We start from the raw sequence: 1,668 nt of genomic DNA, 5'->3' as shown, positions 1-1,668 counted from the left end.
AATTTGTTGCGGTAATAATTTCTTTTTTCAGTATCCCGCTTTTGAGTAAGAAAAAAGTTCCCATTGGACTTGCCATTTGTATCTGTGCGGCTCTGATGGCACTAATAGGCGGAATAGGTTTTTCTTCGATAGAAGAGATTCTTAAAAAAACCTTTTTTAATTTTAGCAAAATACAGCAATACATAATTATAGCGGAAGTAGGAATACTGGGAGTACTTCTGAGAAAATATAATATTATCGATAATGTTATCAAATATTTAACCATGACAATATCGAGTAAACGAGTTACCCTAATGAGTATACCTGCAATAGTAGGTTTACTATCTGTTCCAGGTGGGGCAATTATATCTGCACCTTTTGTCGATAAGCTTGGAGAAGAATCTAATATTTCCAACACCCGCAGAGCTGTTATTAATCTGGTTTATAGGCATATTGCTATGCATATAATGCCCTATAGTTCTGGTTTTCTGGTAGTAGTATCACTTGCTCCACAAATTTCTCCTTATAGGTTAGCAGGTCTTAACAGTATTTTTGTGGTTATATATTGTGCTATTGGCTATTTCTTATATATCCGACAAGTAAAAAATGATAAAATCGGCTTTACAGAAATTAAGGGAATAAATATTATCAATTTACTTAAATATACTTCCCCTGTTTATGCAGCGGTGCTTTTAAATATCTTTTTCGGCCTGCCGTTTTATCTGGGGTTATTGGTTAATTTATCTATTGTATACATGCTTCATCCGGAACAGACTTTTTTCTTCGATGTAATAAAAGCCTTTAATTTTAAGATTCTATTTGCGTTAGTGGGTGTTTATCTAATTCAGGGAGTCATTGCTGAAATGGAATCCCTCAGCAGTTATCTAACTATGATTTTGAGTAATCCTGAAACTACTATGTTTGGTATTATAATCATCTCCTTTTTCTTTGGCATAACAACCGGATTCCAGCCAACTGCCCTAGGCGTAATACTGCCTATATTAACAACGTTGCCGTTATCAAATAGTCAATTGTTACTTTATTGTCACTTTACTTTCGTCTGGGGTTTTGTAGGGTATTTCTTTTCTCCCCTGCACCTGTGTCAATTATTTACCTGCGAATATATGAAAGTTTCTACTGCAGAATTATATAAAGAATATTGGAAGTTTTTTCTTGCCCTGGTTACTGTTTTAATAATTAATTATTTTATATCAGGAATATGGTTTAACTGAGAATACGATTCATATCATAATTACAATCCAAATATTTCTAACATTATTTAGAACTAAAACATTTTAAAGTTTTAACAAATCTATTAATTCCAGACATACAGTAGTCAAAATCAAATGTTATAATAAGTAAGAACTATTATTTCGAACATACCCAACAACAAATGAAAGGAATATTTTTAAACAAATGCTTATTTACAGAAAAAGAAAATTTCTACAGATTGTTTATAGTCTTTTATGTTCCCTTATTTTTTTAACATTATCATTTCAAGCAATATGTATTGCAAAACCCCTAGTCTACTTTTCCCTGTACGATGATCCGGAAGCAGTTATCATTGAACACTTGAAAAGAGCAGAATTATCAATCCATATTGCTATGTATTATTTAACCGACAGCCAAATATCTCAGGAAGTTGTCAATGCTAAAAATAGAGGGGTAGAGTTAAAAATATATTTAGAC

At 32.0% G+C, this 1,668-nt stretch carries 2 protein-coding genes; both read left to right on the top strand.

Translation table 11 applies throughout. The features are described from left to right. A partial coding sequence (locus PHQ99_07745; protein MDD4289462.1) for a DUF401 family protein occupies nucleotides 1–1,211 on the top strand: 1,211 nt, incomplete at its 5' end. Nucleotides 1,212–1,395: 184 nt separating this feature from the next. After that, nucleotides 1,396–1,668 (top strand): phospholipase D-like domain-containing protein (locus PHQ99_07740; GenBank protein ID MDD4289461.1); only part of this gene is annotated, 273 nt, incomplete at its 3' end.

The organism is Atribacterota bacterium (genome assembly GCA_028703475.1).
In the GTDB taxonomy this organism is placed as follows: Bacteria; Atribacterota; Phoenicimicrobiia; order Phoenicimicrobiales; family Stramentimicrobiaceae; genus JAQVMU01.
Note: the sequence above shows the minus strand (reverse complement) of the source record. Positions and strands in the feature narration are given on the sequence as shown.